This window comes from Mesorhizobium sp. M1E.F.Ca.ET.041.01.1.1 (assembly GCF_003997355.1).
Classification (GTDB): Bacteria; Pseudomonadota; Alphaproteobacteria; order Rhizobiales; family Rhizobiaceae; genus Mesorhizobium.
This window is the reverse complement of record NZ_RZSL01000123.1, coordinates 1-13324: the sequence shown is the minus strand read 5'-3', so window position 1 is coordinate 13324 and position 13324 is coordinate 1. Positions and strand designations below refer to the sequence as shown.

Annotated in this window: 19 protein-coding genes; 9 read left to right on the top strand and 10 right to left on the bottom strand. The window is 63.3% G+C overall.

Annotated features, from left to right (window positions below; genetic code table 11):
• The first annotated feature begins 266 nt into the window (after positions 1-266).
• Entirely contained in the window at positions 267-470 is a 204-nt protein-coding gene (locus EOA38_RS13085; RefSeq protein ID WP_126094611.1) for a hypothetical protein, read from the top strand.
• Between the two features lie 35 nt (positions 471-505).
• Here EOA38_RS13085 and EOA38_RS40950 read toward each other — a convergent pair whose 3' ends face one another.
• The 5 genes from EOA38_RS40950 to EOA38_RS39155 all read right to left on the bottom strand — a co-directional run bounded on the left by EOA38_RS40950 (position 506) and on the right by EOA38_RS39155 (position 3170).
• Entirely contained in the window at positions 506-628 is a 123-nt protein-coding gene (locus tag EOA38_RS40950; protein WP_281059631.1) for a hypothetical protein, read from the bottom strand.
• A 612-nt stretch (positions 629-1240) separates the two neighbouring features.
• On the bottom strand, positions 1241-1330 hold the full coding sequence (locus EOA38_RS13080; protein ID WP_126094612.1) for a putative RiPP precursor: 90 nt from the start codon (positions 1328-1330) through the stop codon (positions 1241-1243).
• 87 nt (positions 1331-1417) lie between these two features.
• Positions 1418-1510 carry a lasso RiPP family leader peptide-containing protein gene (locus EOA38_RS13075; protein WP_126094613.1) on the bottom strand — a complete coding sequence of 31 codons (93 nt, stop codon included), beginning with the start codon at positions 1508-1510 and terminating at the stop codon, positions 1418-1420.
• 69 nt (positions 1511-1579) lie between these two features.
• Entirely contained in the window at positions 1580-2512 is a 933-nt protein-coding gene (locus EOA38_RS13070; protein WP_126094614.1) for a hypothetical protein, read from the bottom strand.
• Between the two features lie 382 nt (positions 2513-2894).
• Positions 2895-3170 carry a hypothetical protein gene (locus EOA38_RS39155; RefSeq protein WP_189350135.1) on the bottom strand — a complete coding sequence of 92 codons (276 nt, stop codon included), beginning with the start codon at positions 3168-3170 and terminating at the stop codon, positions 2895-2897.
• Between EOA38_RS39155 and EOA38_RS13060 the strand changes: the two genes are divergently transcribed.
• From EOA38_RS13060 to EOA38_RS13040, 4 genes are all read left to right on the top strand, one after another.
• The gene (locus EOA38_RS13060) at positions 3169-3399 is read left to right on the top strand and encodes a hypothetical protein (RefSeq protein WP_126094616.1); all 231 of its coding nucleotides are present in this window, start codon (positions 3169-3171) and stop codon (positions 3397-3399) included. The two genes, EOA38_RS39155 and EOA38_RS13060, sit on opposite strands and share 2 nt — an antisense overlap.
• 351 nt (positions 3400-3750) lie before the next feature.
• Positions 3751-4062, top strand: a complete 312-nt coding sequence (locus EOA38_RS13055) for a RidA family protein (RefSeq protein ID WP_126094617.1) — start codon at positions 3751-3753, stop codon at positions 4060-4062.
• A gap of 69 nt (positions 4063-4131) precedes the next feature.
• The gene (locus EOA38_RS13050) at positions 4132-4353 is read left to right on the top strand and encodes an alkylphosphonate utilization protein (RefSeq protein WP_126094618.1); all 222 of its coding nucleotides are present in this window, start codon (positions 4132-4134) and stop codon (positions 4351-4353) included.
• 355 nt (positions 4354-4708) lie between these two features.
• Positions 4709-6667: an acyltransferase family protein gene (locus EOA38_RS13040; protein ID WP_126094619.1), complete on the top strand. Its 1959-nt coding sequence runs from the start codon at positions 4709-4711 to the stop codon at positions 6665-6667.
• Between the two features lie 209 nt (positions 6668-6876).
• On the opposite strand, the gene EOA38_RS13035 is transcribed toward EOA38_RS13040, so the two are convergent.
• On the bottom strand, positions 6877-7230 hold the full coding sequence (locus EOA38_RS13035) for a cupin domain-containing protein (RefSeq protein ID WP_126094620.1): 354 nt from the start codon (positions 7228-7230) through the stop codon (positions 6877-6879).
• 277 nt (positions 7231-7507) lie between these two features.
• Here EOA38_RS13035 and EOA38_RS13030 point away from each other — a divergent pair, with 277 nt between their 5' ends.
• The 4 genes from EOA38_RS13030 (at position 7508) to EOA38_RS13015 (ending at position 10517) form a co-directional block, all read left to right on the top strand.
• On the top strand, positions 7508-7903 hold the full coding sequence (locus tag EOA38_RS13030; protein WP_245464711.1) for a hypothetical protein: 396 nt from the start codon (positions 7508-7510) through the stop codon (positions 7901-7903).
• Between the two features lie 155 nt (positions 7904-8058).
• Complete coding sequence (locus EOA38_RS13025) at positions 8059-8382, top strand: hypothetical protein (RefSeq protein ID WP_126094621.1); 324 nt, start codon at positions 8059-8061, stop codon at positions 8380-8382.
• Between the two features lie 247 nt (positions 8383-8629).
• Complete coding sequence (locus EOA38_RS13020) at positions 8630-8977, top strand: hypothetical protein (RefSeq protein WP_126094622.1); 348 nt, start codon at positions 8630-8632, stop codon at positions 8975-8977.
• 262 nt (positions 8978-9239) lie between these two features.
• Positions 9240-10517 carry a DUF763 domain-containing protein gene (locus EOA38_RS13015; protein ID WP_126094623.1) on the top strand — a complete coding sequence of 426 codons (1278 nt, stop codon included), beginning with the start codon at positions 9240-9242 and terminating at the stop codon, positions 10515-10517.
• A 324-nt stretch (positions 10518-10841) separates the two neighbouring features.
• Here the strand turns inward: EOA38_RS13015 and EOA38_RS13010 are convergent, their stop codons facing one another.
• The 4 genes from EOA38_RS13010 to EOA38_RS12995 form a co-directional block, all read right to left on the bottom strand.
• The gene (locus EOA38_RS13010) at positions 10842-11303 is read right to left on the bottom strand and encodes an SEL1-like repeat protein (protein ID WP_126094624.1); all 462 of its coding nucleotides are present in this window, start codon (positions 11301-11303) and stop codon (positions 10842-10844) included.
• Between the two features lie 255 nt (positions 11304-11558).
• Positions 11559-11987, bottom strand: coding sequence for a hypothetical protein (locus tag EOA38_RS13005; RefSeq protein WP_127221239.1), 429 nt, complete (start codon positions 11985-11987; stop codon positions 11559-11561).
• A 52-nt stretch (positions 11988-12039) separates the two neighbouring features.
• A complete protein-coding gene (locus EOA38_RS13000) occupies positions 12040-12345 on the bottom strand; it encodes a hypothetical protein (RefSeq protein WP_127221240.1) in 306 nt (101 codons plus the stop codon).
• A gap of 140 nt (positions 12346-12485) precedes the next feature.
• Positions 12486-13085 carry a DUF6456 domain-containing protein gene (locus tag EOA38_RS12995; RefSeq protein ID WP_126094627.1) on the bottom strand — a complete coding sequence of 200 codons (600 nt, stop codon included), beginning with the start codon at positions 13083-13085 and terminating at the stop codon, positions 12486-12488.
• Between the last annotated feature and the right edge of the window lie 239 nt (positions 13086-13324).

Below are 13324 nucleotides of genomic sequence, written 5' to 3'. Positions count from 1 at the left end.
GCGGGGGATCGTGCGCGAAGTGTGCGGGGAACAGAAGCTGCCAATCTCCTCCATGGGATGAGATCAGCTATCGCGACCACTTTCGCAATCGCCATCAAGCCAGCCTGCGAACGCCGCCACACTTGCATTGCAGGTCGCATTCCGCCTCATTAGCTTAAGCTAAATAATGTTATCTATTTGCTTGCCGAACAAACGGGCGCATGCCTTGGAACCCGCGCACCGCCGTCGCGGCGTTACCAAGCCCGTTTGGACCGGCCGGAGGCCGTTTGAGCGATTTCAGAAAGTTCGCCTGCCCTCAATGCCAGGGGGCAGGCAAGGTGTTCCAATGCGACAAGTGGGTCGCCTCCAACGGCACCTGCTGCCCGGCAGCCGGCAGCCGCCGCGACAATTGCCCCGGCCAGAGGCTGACCTGCCAGAACTGCAACGGGACCGGCCTGCGCGGCTACAGCGTGCCAGTCAGTCAGGAATAGCCAAGCCTTTGACGATCGCCGAGGGCTGACGTCCCTCAGGCGCTGGCGCCGCCCATCAGCGCGGCGATCAGCGTTGCCAGGAAAATGAGCAACCCAAGCGCCATACGATCCAGCCACGTTTTGCGCCTGGCGAGAATCTCGAGCAACCGATCGGTCATCGCACCCTCCCGCTCGCATCGTATATCATACCACACCGGCGTCAGGGCACCATGAAGCTGTTCACAGAGGTGCCTGATCTCTCCTCTCCAGGCAACGGCTTCCGTCTGCCGTGCCGACCGCTCCCTCAACCCCTCGAGAGGGAGATTTGGCCGTTCAAAGAGCGATATCTGGCGCCAATGTTGCGTTGCGGAAATGCCCCCAAAAAAAGTCAGGTTGAGAACCGAGCCTCGAAAACAGGTCAGCCGGCGAAAAACGAACCTATTCAAGCGGATAGGCACACAAGCCGCAGCCGGCTCGCGGGATGGCCAAAAAGCCCGGAAATCCGCCATTTTCCGGGCCTGCGGCAACCGCATGGCGTGATCGCGGGGGACCAATTTCGGCCCTGCACAATGCGGAAAACGCCTCGCGCCGGGCTCCTCCCCCGGCGTTGACAGCAGGCCCGGCCAGTGGCACTCCGCAGTCACTGGTCACGCCATGACCGTTGCTGTTGGGGACGGACGGGGTTTCAGCAGCTTGGCGGCGGCGCCGGACGGGCGGGCACTATGCAGTGTACCGCCCGCTCCTGGCCGGAAGCGGCGCGAGGTTTCCGCGCGAGGGTCCGAAAACGTTCGTCAGATCGCTATGGACGCGCCGTTGGCGGCCGTGACGGCGGAGAGCTTTCCGCGCTTGTCAAGCGTCGGCTTGCTGTATGCTTTCTTCATCGAGATTCCCCCTGAACACGATCCGCGCAAAATGAGCGCCGCGGGGGGCGATTGTCAAGTTTGGACAGTCGGCAGCCGGGGCGGATCTCAGAACGTGAATCCGGACGACGGCGCGGCGGCGGTCACGGCCGAAAGCCTGCCGCGCTTTTGCAGCCTGGGCTTCTCGTAGGTCTTCTTCATCGTCCGTTCCTGCACGGGTCAACGACCGGCGCAGGTGAGCGCGATGCGGCCGCACTGTCAAGCACGCCCTTAGCCCGCATGCTGCAGCCAGTGGCGGTCGAACACTTCGATGATGGCGCGGAATTCGGCCGGCGGGATCTGGTTGACGCCGCCGTCGCTTTCGGCGCTGAGGAACTGGCCGAGCTGCCGGTCGACCGCGTCCGGATGCTCGATGACGATGCCGAGGCTCGCCAGGTCGGCGGCGATCGAGGTTCCAGGCGACAAGTACCCGCCCCATTGTTCGGCGGCGGGCGCATCGCGCAGGCGCACCAACAAGATCCTGGTGAGCGAGGGTTGCGGCTCGGGGCCGATGATGGCGGTGCCGCACATATAGCCGCCGAGCACACTCACCGGCTGCGTCTGCGGAAACAGGCAAAGGAAGAACTGCGCCTCGCCGCCGACCTCCTTCAGATGCAGATAGAGGCTGCGCTTTGCCGGCGTGACCGGGCCGCCGAGCTGCAACTGGCCGGTCGGCAACGTCTCGCGATAGGTGGCGGTGAACCCATGCACGCCCGGACCGGCCTCGATCGACAGGCGGCCCCTGATGAGTTGGCCGCGATAATAGGGCGACCAGGCGCGCGAATAGCAGGCGTAGGTTCCGGCAAGCGCCTGGCCGACGCCCTTGTCGTCGTGTCCGGGCGAGGCCTCCGACTGGGCGCTTGCGCGGCGTTCGAGCTCCGCCGTATCGATGCCGTGGCGTGCCGCTATCGTGGCCGCGAAGGTCGGCAGATCGCTCTCAGCGATCCAGGCGCCGGGCTGTTCGAGGCGCAGCACTTTCGCCCAATCTTCATAGACGCTGTGCTCGCGAGGCTGGGCGCGGCCCTGGAGCCATTTGTCGGCCCGGCCGACATCGAAAGCCGTCTTCGGGTTGACGGCGCGGAACGCCGCCGCCAGGTCCTTGCGGGTGGCGGTTCCGAGCACGACCGAAGTCAGTCGCAACTTCTGCGCGATATTCAGTGCCATCCGGCTGCACCCGTTGCATCCCGATGGAATCGGGATCGGCCTCCTGTTCGAGCGAAGATCATGCTTTCAGGCTCGCCGCAAGGCCGCTGTGCAAGACATTCACCAGGATCCGCGCTCTTAGCCGACTAGTTTTCCATATGCTAATATTCCAGGAATTCCAGAGAATTCCACGGTGTTCCGCATGTACTCTCTTTTCGGGTCGGCGACCAGCGCTAAGCTCGCGACGGGCAAGGGGCAGACCGTCAGGAAAAACGCGCTGAATGTGGGGCTTGAGTTCCCCTTTCCTTCGTAGAGCTGTGACACGCTCGATTTCGAGCAACGGCGAAACCCGGCTTTCGGGAACAACCGAACCGTAATGCCACCTCCTCAGGAAGGAACGGCTTCACATGACCTCAACCGCCTCTTCCAGACTCACTTCATTGTATTCACCGCGGGATGCATCGCATTGGCGCTGCTCTTTGCCAACGCGCCCGACGGAGGCCTTACCTCGAAAGTTCCCCAGGCGCCCGCGGCGCAGGCTCTTCAACCGACGCGCATCGCCATCGACAACGACACGCACGCGATTCGCTTCTACATCGACGGCAGGCAGGTCGCCCTGCTCGACGCGTCCGGTTTCAAACATTGAGGAGGCGGCAAAGCCAAGAGGGAACATCGTCATGAAAATCATCCTGTCGGCGCTATCGGCGCTTGTCCTCACGTTTGCCCTGCCGCAAGCAGCGGAGGCTAAGACGAAAATCCTGGCAACCGAGATAAAGTGCAACACCGAGAAACACCGGCCGCTGCTCGATGAAAAAGCCACCGGCGGCATTATGCTTCCGGCCGGCGCGATGGCGAAGACCGCCGAACCGGGCCAGGCCTATCCGCCGCCGCTGGACCTGCATTTCTAGAAGCAATTCGACGAGAAATGCTCAGCGGCTTCCGTCCGGAATTGCTTAAGACAAAAGGGGAGCCGTTCACGGGAGGCCGCTCGGCGGCTGCGGATCGGCGAGGAAAAACGATCGGCCGGGCAAAAGGCCGAACCAGATAGCCACCCAGCCAGCCTGAGGGTTGGGAGGCTTGGCGCTGCCGGCGGGGGCCGGCGCCCGCCCGCGCGGATCGCAAAGCTGCGGTCCGCGCGGGCCTAATTTTTCGGAGCCAGTTTTTCAGGCCAAGTCCATTTCTTCTTCGGGCCAAGTCATTCTTGACGAAAGGACGGCGAACCGGAAAGCTCGTCGCGGCGCGGCGCCAGGAGGCGCGGCGTGGTCGGCGACAGTGTCTCGCTGGAAGAGGCGCGGGCTTCAGCACGCAAGGTCGGGCTGTCGATGCTCGGGAGCCTCACGCGCGAGCTCGGCAGCCTCGACAGGATCACCGGCTGGTGCCGCGTGCACGGCATGGTCAATTCGGCGCCACGCTTCACCGCGACGCCGGCAGTGATGAACGGCTTTTCCGATCTTATCCTCGAGGTCTTCGGCCCGGAGGTCGGCCGCCACGCCCGCACGGCAATCGGCGTCGCCGCCCTGCCGTTCGATCTCCCGGTCGAGATCGAGGCGGAGGTGACGATTGAGGGGTGATCGGCTTGACCAGCCCATCATCGGCGCGATAGGCGGACGCACCGTCATTCAAACGATGAAAGACCCGACATGACAGACGCGATCGTAAAAGACAGCAACGGCACGCCGCTGAAGGATGGCGACTCCGTGACCCTGATCAAGGACCTCAAGGTCAAGGGCACGTCCGAGACGATCAAGCGCGGCACGCTGGTGAAGAACATCCGCCTCACCGGCAATCCCGGCGAGATCGAATGCAACACCAAGCAGGTGAAGGGCCTGGTGCTGAAGACGGAGTTTTTGAAGAAGGCGTGATTGAGGCGGAGAGCGCTGCGCGGGCGACAGCCAATCTCCCCCCTTGCGGGGGAGATGTCCGGCAGGACAGAGGGGGGTGCTGTCCCTCCAACCTCTCTGCATTCGGCCTGCTTTCCTGAGACATGGGATTTTTGTCAGGCAGAGCGGGAAACGCCGCGTTCCTTCGCACCCCCCTCTGCCCTGCCGGGCATCTCCCCCGCAAGGGGGGAGATCGGCAGTTCCGGCGCCGCGCGCGCCCCTCGCCATCTCCCCCTATGTTGCACTGCGTTAGATTTGTTGCATTGCAATATGAGCGCGTAGAGCCGAGGCTTGATCCCAAGGCGGGATACGAACGACCGTTGCGAGGTTCGTCTTCGTGCCAGCACCATCGCCGGATTTCCGGCCCGACATCGAGGGGTTGCGCGCGCTCGCCGTGGCGGGCGTCGTCGCTTTCCATTTCGGCCTCAGCGCGCTGCCCGGCGGCTTTGCCGGCGTCGACATCTTCTTCGTCATCTCCGGCTACCTGATCACCCGCCATCTCACCACCGAGATTTCACAGACCGGCCGGCTCGATTTCCTGCGCTTCTACGCCCGGCGCGCGCGCAGGCTGCTGCCGGTGGCGCTTTTCGTCATCGCCGCGACGCTTGCCGCGGGCGCGATCATCCTGTCGCCGGAGGAGCAGGCGCTCTATTCCAAGGGCGCGATGTTCGCCTCGGCCTATATGATCAACCTGTGGCTGATCCGCTGGTCGTTCGACTATTTCGCCAACGACGCCGCCAACAACCCCTTCATCCACTACTGGTCGCTGTCGGTGGAGGAGCAGTTCTATCTCGCCTGGCCGGCGCTCTTGATGCTGGCGGCCTGGCTGAAGCCCGGCAAGCGGACCATCATGTTTGCGATCGGCATTGCTGGCCTCGTCTCCTTCGCGGTCTGCGCGTGGCTGACCCCCGTGTCGCAGCCCTGGGCCTTCTATTTCTCGCCGCTGCGCGCCTGGGAGTTCGCCGCCGGCGGGCTGGCCTCGATGGCGCCGGCATGGCTGCTGGAGAGGCGCCCGCGGCTTGCCCTGGCGTTCAGCCTCTGCGGGCTGGCGCTGATTGCTTTCGCTTACCTTACCTTCAGCGAGGAGGCTCCCTTCCCCGGTTTTCTGGCCCTGGTGCCGGTTGCCGGCACTGTCCTTCTGCTGCTGGCGGGCGCGGCCGACGCGAGGAGTGGCCCCAGCGCCCTCCTCGCGCTGCCGCCCTTGCAGTGGATCGGAAAACTTTCCTATTCGCTCTATCTGTGGCACTGGCCGGTCATCGTCTATGCCGGCATGCTGGTGGAGGAGCTGACGCTCGCCCAACGCCTGGCCTGCCTCGGGCTGACGCTGGCGCTTTCGGCACTGAGCTACCATCTCATCGAGAATCCGATCCGCCGCAACGGCTGGCTTATGGCCAATGCGGCGCGGGCGCTGGTGCCGGCCCTCCTCCTGACCGGCACCGGCGTCGCAGCCGCCTACGGCAATGCCGCGCTTGCGGTGCGCCACCAGAACCCCGAGCAGCGCAGCATCGCGGCAAGCGCCGCCGAACCCGCGACCGCGCGCGCCAAGGCCTGCGTCGAGGGCTACGACACGGTGACGCCGAAACCCTGTGTGTTCGGCAATGGCCAGCGCATGATCGCGCTGTTCGGCGATTCCCACGCCGATCATTGGTCGACGCCGCTGATCGAGGCGGGCAAAAAGAACGGCTACCGCGTCGAAACCTGGCTGAAAAGCTCGTGCCGTCCCTCGCGCTACTCCTACTTCGTCACGAAGCTCAACCGCGACTACCGCGAATGCGACCAATGGCGCGAGCAGGCGATCAAGGAGATCATTGCCGCGAAGCCTTCGCTGGTGGTGATCTCGGAGCTGGCGCTGACCTCTTCGCGCAAGATGGCGGAAGGCAAGGGCCAGCCGGACACGCCGGACGCCGTGTGGCGGGCCGGCCTGCGTTCGACGCTTACGAGCCTGAGCAAGGCCGGGCTGAAGATCGCCTTCATCCGCGACGTGCCGTTCAACGACGAGAACATCGACACCTGCGTGTCGCGCGCGCTGTGGCGCGACAAGGCGCCTTCGCTCTGCGACCAGACCCGCGCCGATGCCGCCAACGACAAGATGGCGGCGATCGAGCGCGAGATCGTCACCAGCGTGCCCAACGCCTCTTACGTCGACCTTACCGACCGCTTCTGCAACGCCACCACCTGCCACGTCTTCATCGACGGCCAGCTCGCCTTCCGCGACCAGCATCACCTAGCGACGCCGTTCGCGGAATCGCTGGAGCCGGAGGTGGAGAAAAGGGTGATTTCCAAGGTGGGGCGGTAGGCAGGTCGATCGAGCGCGTGATCTCCCCTTGCGGGGAGATGGCCGGCAGGCCAGAGGGGGGTGCTGTCCCGCCAGCGTGTCAACTGGAGAGGTTGCGACTCCCGATGGTTGAAGCCGTTATCGGAAGGGTTGGCGATCCTTCACACCCCCCTGCCCTGCCGGGCATCTCCCCCGCAAGGGGGTAGATCGGCAGTTTCGGCGAAGGCGCTCTATCCCACCACGACGACAAAATGCTTGGTCACCGGCTCGAGGATCTGCCAGGTACCCTTGAAATCGGCCTCGACCACGAAGGCGTCGCCGGGACCGACCTCGACCGGCTCGCCGCCATCCGGGGTGATGACGATGCGGCCGGCGATCATGTGCACGAATTCATAGTCGGTGTAGGTGGCATGGTAGGTGCCGGGCGAGGCGCGCCAGGTGCCCGACATCACTTTGCCGTCCTCGGCGGTGTGCTGGACGGCGGTCTGCATGGTCGGCCTGCCCTCGACGACGACCCAGCCCGGCAGATCGCCGGCCTCGGCATGCTCGACGGCGCCGAATTTGAGGATGGTGGGCTTGGTCATGGGCAGCTCCTGTGGTTGCCGGGATTGGCTGGGCGATTGAGTAGCCGACGGCGCCGGCGGGTACGCGCGGCGCCGCGACAGCAAGTGGCGGTATGGCGACGGCGGCGTCTATCTCCCCTCGTTGTTTTGGAAAGAGACGCAAGAAAGGGGATTTCGTAGGGCGCCGGCACCCTTTGTCGGAGGCCGGCGCTTTTCCCCTCACTTGCGATTTCTAGCACTTAGCCTTCGGCTAAGATGTTGAAATCGCTTTCTCTCCCACAGGAGGAGAGATAGGGCGATGCATTTTCCCGGGAACACCGTCCGCGCCGAAACCGTTTATTGCCTGAAGGGGCATCCATCGAAAGAGGAGGCAGCGATGAAAAAGCTTCTGTTTGCTTCGATGATCGCCATCGCCTCGGCGTTCGCGATCGCGCCGGCTAGCGCCGGCAGCGTCCAGTTCGGTATCGGCATAGGCCCGTCCTACGACCCCTATTACGGAGACGACTACTATGGCGGGTATTACCCTCATCGCTATTACCGACACATCTATGACGACGACTACTACACTCCCTATCGTGAGCGTTATGTGGTGCGCTATCATAACCGGTATTATGATGATAATTGCCGGATTAGGATCGTGAAACACTGGCGCCATCACCACCGCGTCATCGAACGAGTGCGTATCTGCGACTAAGGGCGACTGAGCGAAGCCGATAGCGATGGCTAATCTCCCAGGCGTAGGATTAGCCATCGCCGCCTGCTTATCTGCGCGATGGGGATATTAGCGATTGGGAACATAGGCTGCCTCCGAAGCGTTTATGAGGCGATCAACCTTTAAGGAGGAGGTCTATGAAAAAGCTCCTGCTCGCCTCCGTCGTAGCCATTGCGTCGGCGGCCACCTTGATCGGCCCGGCCAACGCCGGCCGCCTCGAATTCGGGATCGGCATCGGCGACGGTTATTACAATGACTATTATGACGACTACGGGCCCTACTATGGCGACTATTACGGCGATCGCTATATGTATCGTCCGTATTACGGCGAATATTACAGCTACAGGCCGCACTATTACTATCGTCAGCATTACTACTACCGGCACCACAGGCGATGCCATATCGAGTATGTGAGGCACCGCCACCACAGGTACGAGGCGATCCGCATCTGCAGGTATTGAGCCGGGTCGGCATTGGCTGATCTCCCCTCTTGAGGCGAGATCAGCCCCCTTGCAAATCCCGCCCAAAAGCCATCTACAAAGCCGGCATTCGTAACGGAAAGCACACGTCGCAGCGAAACGGCAGCGCCGACCTGCCGCTGCACACTCGGGCCGGTCTTCACATGCCACTGATATCCTGTGAACGCCGCGCAGGAAGCCTTTCGCCGGCCCGAGCGTTGTCATGGTGAACCTTCAGGAGGAGGTTGCCATGAAAAAACTGCTACTTGCTTCGGTGATCGCCGTTGCCTCCGCGGCAGCCACGGTCGCGCCTGCTGATGCACAGTTCTTCGGTCTTGGCGGCGGCTTTTTCGGTCCGTTCGGCGGCTTCGGCCCCTTTTACGGCCCGTATTACGGCGATCCGTTCTATGGCGGTCGCTATTACGGCCCGCGCTACTACGGCCCACGCTATTACGGCGGCTATTATCCCCGCTACACGATGCGTTATCCGTACCGCTACTACCGGCACCATCACTACCGCCATTGCCATGTGAGGTGGGTGAGGCACTGGCACCATCACCACCGCGTGCTGGAACGCGTGCGGGTGTGCCGCTATTGACGAGGTCGGCTGATCTCCCCCCTTGTGCCCCTTGTGGGGGAGATGTCGCCAAAGGCGACAGAGGGGTCACCGCGCGTGGAGCGCCAACGCCCTTCGCGGCAAAGAGACAAGGTGGAGGATTCTGGACGCCGGCGCTCCATGTGAGACGACCCCCTCTGGCCGCTTCGCGGCCATCTCCCCCCTCAAGAGGGGAGATTTGCACCCGCCTTGCAAATCCCTCCCGAAATGCCATCTAAGTCGCCGGCATCCACGGAGAATCGACGTGACGCAGCGAAGCGGCAGCGCCGACCTGCCGCTGCATGGCGGGCGGGTCCCGAAATGGCTGGGCGAGCGCATGACCAGGCTCGGCGCGGTGCTGTGCGAAGCCATCATCCACCACTACGGCCGCGACGAGCTTTTGCGGCGCCTGGCGCATCCGTTCTGGTTCCAGTCCTTCGGCGCCGTGATGGGCATGGACTGGCATTCCTCCGGCATCACCACTTCCGTCATCGGCGCGCTGAAACGCGGCCTCAATCCGATGGCCGGCGAGCTCGGCATCCATGTCTGCGGCGGGCGCGGCGCGCATTCGCGCAAGACGCCGGGTGAGCTCATCGCCATCGGCGACCGCGTCGGCCTGGACGGCGATGCCCTCGCCACCGCCAGCCGCCTCGTCGCCAAGGTGGACAGCGCCGCCGTGCAGGACGGCTACGACCTTTATCTGCACGGCTTCATCGTCAGCGATGACGGGCGCTGGGTGGTGGTGCAGCAGGGCATGAACGGCGATGCCCGCCAGGCGCGGCGCTACCACTGGCTGTCGGAGGGGCTAACGAGCTTCGTCGACCAGCCGCATGCCGCGATCGAGGGCGAGCGCCAGGGCGAGATCGTCAACCTCACCGACCATCGCGCGGAGAAAGCGCGCGGAGGCCAGGTCGCGCTTCTGAAGACCATGAGCCCGGAAAAGATCCTGAGCGAGCTTGCCGCGCTGGAGCCCCAAGAAACCGCGAAGCCCGAGCCCGAGCCGGCCGCGCAGCCGCTGCTCCCCAACCTCGTCATGCCCGCGCATCACGACGTGCGCGAGAGCGACATCGTCATGCGCCGGCTGCACGGCAACATCGCGTCGGCGATCGAAAGCGGCCCGAAGGATTTTCCCGAGCTGCTGCTTGTGCCCGGCGTCGGCCCGCGCACGGTGCGGGCCTTGGCCATGGTGTCGGAAGTGGTGCACGGCGCGCCCTACCGCTTCTCCGACCCGGCCCGCTTCTCGCTCGCCCACGGCGGCAAAGACCGCCACCCCTTCCCCGTGCCGCTGAAGGTCTATGACGAGACGATCGCGGTGCTGAAATCGGCGGTGGGGAAGGCCAAGCTCGGGCGGGACGAGGAACTGCAGGCGCTCAAGCGGCTGGACGGGGAGTCGCGGCGGATGGAGCGCTATGTGACGGGGCCGAGCTTGAAGGAGATTGTCGCCGGCGAGATGGACCAGTCGCATCTGCTCGGAGGGCGCAGCGTTTTCGGGTGGGAAAAGGGGCCGGAGGATGAGCCGGAGCCCCTGAAGAAGGACGCTTGAGGCGGCGTGGTGAAACGCCGCTGACAGAGGCTGTCGGTCGGCGCCGCCCCTCATTGCCCTGCCGGGCATTTCGCCCCGTATAGTGACGGGGAGAAAGGGGCTGTCATCACCGCTTTCGCCAATCTTCAGCGTCGAGAATGAGCGCCGGCGTCGCGACCAGCCCTCTTCTCCCCGTTCACGGGGAGAAGGTGCCGGCAGGCGGATGAGGGGCGGCGCCGGGCTTGTGGATGTGGAACTCAAGGCATTGCGTCTTTCAGAGTTTGGTCTTTTCCGGCGGCCAGCATTTCATCTGATGTTCGTCGCGGGGCAAAGAGGCGTCGTAGATCATTGGCGAGATAGGGAGAGCGCTAAGGCGGCCTCCTTGCTTCCAGCTTCAGCCGCCAACTTCAGCCACTTCACACTTTCGCCGGCGTCGGCTCTCACCCCGTCTGCCCCGGCGGCGTAGGCTTTTGCAACCATAAGCTGGTATGGCGCTGCTGGATCGGCGCCTTCCTCGGCAACCAACGGACCCCGCGGGCCAAGCCGATGGAACCAGTAAATCGCATCCGCATCACTCTTGTGGACCCCGCCCCATCCGTAGGCATAGATTGACCCGACGAGCATCTGGGCAGTTCCATCCCCAAGCTGCGCCAGCGGTTTCAGACTCGCCAATGCAGCGGCGCCATCCTCCCGCTTCAGCGCTTGTACACCTCGATCCATCTGGCTGTTTCGCAGCAACAGCAACCCCACGCCAATTGCCGCCACCACGACCAAGCCCATCAGGAGCCGAGCAATCAGTCTGGTCATGGACCTTGCCTTCATCTCCTCCTCTCGATCAGTCGCATGCCGGTCTCAGGCGTTACATAGTGGATCAGCCCTGCCTTTTCGGACAGCACCTTCCTTGGGGTACTCCTCGGAATATTCGTCGGTATCCATGGAGCAGACCACGACGCCTTAATTGCCTTCCCAGACGAGGATCTTGTCGCCAAGCCGGGCAAGGGTTCCATCGGGGTATTTCATGCAGGCCCTCGTACGGATGGCAATCGGTCTCGAAAAGGTAGGTCATGGTCGTGAATATCCCAACGCCGTCGCGAGTCTGGCGAAGGTCGACGTGTCCTGTGGCTCGCCATATGGCCTGATCAACTGCCAAAGGTCGTCGCTATAGAGCAGCAAAAGCTCCTCGGTGGCAGGAACCACTTCGAGATTATTAGGCCGGAGATAAAAGCCAATGCTGTCAACGCCATCCTTCGAGATCGCCTTGTAAGCGACCAGGAATTCGCCTTGCCTTGTTTGAAGCCCGTCATCCGAGGATCCATCGAAAGGCTCAACGATCCGGCATACCGTGCCAATAGCCGTCTGGCGCACATCCTCAACGGGATGCCCGTAATTGCCTTTCGACAAGGACAACACCTTGACGTAGCAGCCGATGAAAATGTCTGGTTTCATTCCAACTTCGACGGCGTCGGCACCTGTTGCTTTCCTATTGATCACAGCATGATCCAGTCAGAGGCGCCAGAGCCGGCAATATTCGACTGCTGCTATTCTAAACGAAAAGCTGCTTGCGCAGGTCGCCAATAGCCATTTGCAATGCTTCGTCGGCAGACGCGGCCTCATATTCCTTCTGGTCGATGGACAGGTTGGCGGCGAACTGGATTTCGTGATCGGCGCCGTCCTCGGGATAGTCGCCAAAGGTCGGCTTGATGCGGAATACGTCATATTCGAATAGCCTGATCCGGTATTTGCCTTGCTCGTGGGCCGGCTTCTGCGCTTCGAGGCGAAAGCGATAAATTGCTGTTTCGACGGTGAACTCCACCTCGACGGTCTTTTCCAGTTCCCAGAGCTTCGTCATTGAACGGTCACAGTGGAGCGAGTTGGCCGTTACCGACCGGCTGCTTCATCTTCAATCCGGTGTCTCCTTGGCGATCATGGACGCCATCAAACGAGATGGTGGGTGCGATATATTCTAAACCAAACCGTTTCTTGTGCCACTCACCCAGCCCGCCTCCCCATCATCATCCCGTAATGCACCGCCAGCAGGTCCAGCCCGACCTTCAGCAGCTTCACCACCACATCCCGCCCGTCGCCGGTGCGCTCGGCGAGCGCCTTCACCGACTGGCCTTCGAGGCAGATTTTGCGCACCACCTCGGCTACCTCCCAATGGGCAAGCGCGGCGGCGGCGTGGGCATGCGCGCGGCCGGCTGAAAGCACGCGGTCGGGGATGCCGCCGCCCACCCGGCCGCTGTCGACGCGCTCGCTCCAGGATTGCGGCTGCAGGCCTTCGCGGGCGGCGCGCTCGAAATCGTCACGGAAGCGCCCTCCTGCCTCGCGCTGCTGGCGGGTGAGCGAGGTGATGCCGACCAGCGGATCGACGTTGCGCAGGCGCACGATGCCGCCGGCAGAGGTGTAGCCGCCATTCGACACCTCGTAGACGCGGCGCGCCTCCGCCGTGCCGGGGGTGAGGCGCTGGCGACCGAAGGTGTCGGGCTTCAGCGCGAAATCATGGCCGATCTCGCGGCGGATGCGCACCTGTTCGGCCTCGCCTTTGGGGAGCTTTGGGGGCTGGGGTTTTTTGGAAGGTTTGCGGGGCATGGGGGTCCTTGGGTTGTGGTGCGTGGCTAATGGGAAGGCTGAGTTCCTTCGCGCCCCTCTCTGCCCTGCCGAGCATCTCCCCCACTTGGGGGGAGATTGGCGGTTCCAGCGCCGGCTCTTGCTTTCAACGTTGGTGATTGGCGAAGGCCACGGCGACATCTGATCTCCCCCCTTGTGGGGGAGATGTCCGGTCCACCCTCCGCAGCTGCAGCGCAGCAGCTGCGGAGGACGGGCAGGAC